Here is a 2280-nt window from a genome sequence, read left to right as displayed (position 1 = left end):
AAATCAAAGCGGCCATCATGGCCAGCGAAGATCAAACCTTGGTGCGTGGTGTTGGCACAGCGGATGATACGCAGCCAGCTTTTGCTGTGGCTTTAGGTAATCATTTTGGGGTCGATATACGTAGTATTGATGATCTTTTGCCTGCAGATAGAGCGAGCCTGCGCAAAGTGGCGCGACAACAGATTAATTATCTAGTTGTAAAAAGCAAAATCGATGCGATTACTCCTAGTAATAGCAATTCAGCTCTTCTGCAACTCCTTAAAGCGATAAAAGATGCTCCAAATAATCCTGATGATCTTAGGCTGGTTTTAAGCAACAAGACAAGTCTTGGAATTAACGAAGCATTAACGATAAATCATCTCAGTGATGAGCATCTACGTAAATTACAAACGCTCACAACACAAAAATATAATGCCCTTATTATTAGAGATAAAATTTCAAAAATTACGGATCCCAGTGTATTAGAACATTTTATTCATAATATCGGACCAGGGACTGAGAATGATGTTCGAAGGGAACTGAGAAATCCTGCGTTTGGCGGACTTACACTCCCTAATTCCGATGCGTTATCAGATACTGATGCGAATAGCATAAAACTGTTAATACAAAGCAAATACGATACTGTAAGAGGAAACAAAATAGCCGCAAATGCCTATGTACAGAACGCTCCTGATCCTCGACTGCGACATTTTAGTGATCAATTGGTCAAAAAAGATGCTCCAAGACCTAATATTCCTCTTTCAGTTGCGGCTCCGGATGCTATAAACTTAAGTGCACAAAATGATCTCGATACTCGATATAAAGGGGCAAAATTACACGAAGGAGATCAGATTTACTCAATAGCAAATTTCCCTAAAAAAGTCCGAACCGGCGTTGATGTTGGAGCGCAAGGGGTTTTAGTTCAGGATCATGTGGGTAAAGTAACCGACATGACAACTGCGCAAGAAAAAGCAAAACTGACCTCTGAAGAAAAAGTTCAAATGGCACTCAAACAAGCTAAAATGTTCCTAACTAATTTGAAAGGGACAGGCGAAGAAACCATTTATCTTGCTGGAGATGACCCCGAACAGGCAAAAAGAGTTTGCGCTGCAGTACTTTTATTAAAGGGAAGTTTGAATGTGAAAATAGAGTCCCAAGTACCTGGGTTTGATGTCCCTAAAGCTAAATGGAATGAACGTCAGGCAACAGTTGATAAAGAGTTTATCAAAACCCATTTGCCGGATTCGGCAATACCTAAGTCATCGCTAGAGGGCATACAAAAAGAGACTCATAAGTTTATTGAAACCACAAAAGCACGACGCGAGCAAATGTCTTCTTTGAGACAGAAAGATGTAGTGGGAGATGAGTTCACACATTCCGGAGCGAAAAAACCTTCAGTATAAAATAACCTGTAAAGTAATAGTTTGATATGATGAGAAAAATTTAGCAAAAGCATAATAAAGGGGTTATACAATTGAATTCAAACCAACTGGCGATTGGTGTATTTGACTCAGGGATGGGCGGCTTAACTGTTTTGCGTGCATTGCGGGAGGGTCTACCGCAAGAGTCGTTTATCTACCTGGGTGATACCGCTCGGCTTCCTTATGGTACTAAAAGTCCAGACACGGTAAAACAATATGCCATGCAAATGGCAAAATTGCTGGTAGAGCGGCGAATTAAGGCTTTGGTCATTGCCTGTAATACAGCCACTACCGCCGCATTACCGTATTTACAGGAAATGTTACCTGGTATGCCGGTGCTTGGTGTGGTTGCACCAGGTGCTGCGGCAGCCGTTGCGGCCACTGAAAACAAACGCATTATTGTTTTGGCTACTGAAACAACGATTGCATCTAATGCATACCAAAATCTAATTACCCAACATTTGCCCCAGGCAATCATTAATACCCGGGCGTGCAGCGTTTTGGTTGCTTTAGCAGAAGAAGGGATGGTGAATAATCAAGTCGCTCGTGAAGCATTAAAACATTACCTCGATGGTTTTACTAACGAAGATACGGTGTTACTCGGATGTACACATTTCCCAGTATTTAAGTCTTTGTTGAGCGACTTGTTACCTAAAGGGGTTGCTATAGTTGATTCAGCGCATGCCACTGCCGTTGCCCTGTATCAGTTGCTCGAAAAGCAGGATTTGTTGAATGATGTTCCCTCATTGGGTCGTTCCGTAAATTATTTGGTAACGGATTCAATCAAGCGCTTCCAGATTGTTGGCGAGATATTTTTAGGCGAGCGGTTGGCTTCTGAAGACATCGAGCTTGTGGATGTGAAAGCTTAAACAGAATTGCC

2 protein-coding genes are annotated in these 2280 nt (G+C 41.9%); both read left to right on the top strand.

Annotated elements, in window-relative coordinates:
- On the top strand, positions 1-1382 hold a 1382-nt coding region (locus BW930_RS16745; RefSeq protein ID WP_217697081.1), incomplete at its 5' end, for a hypothetical protein.
- Between the two features lie 71 nt (positions 1383-1453).
- A complete protein-coding gene (gene murI / locus BW930_RS16740; protein ID WP_058468184.1) occupies positions 1454-2269 on the top strand; it encodes a glutamate racemase in 816 nt (271 codons plus the stop codon).
- Positions 2270-2280: the final 11 nt, after the last annotated feature.

The sequence above is a fragment of the Fluoribacter gormanii genome (assembly GCF_900156395.1).
Taxonomy (GTDB): Bacteria; Pseudomonadota; Gammaproteobacteria; order Legionellales; family Legionellaceae; genus Legionella; species Legionella gormanii.
The sequence above is the reverse complement of the archived record's forward strand: the minus strand, read 5'-3'. Positions and strand labels throughout refer to the sequence as shown.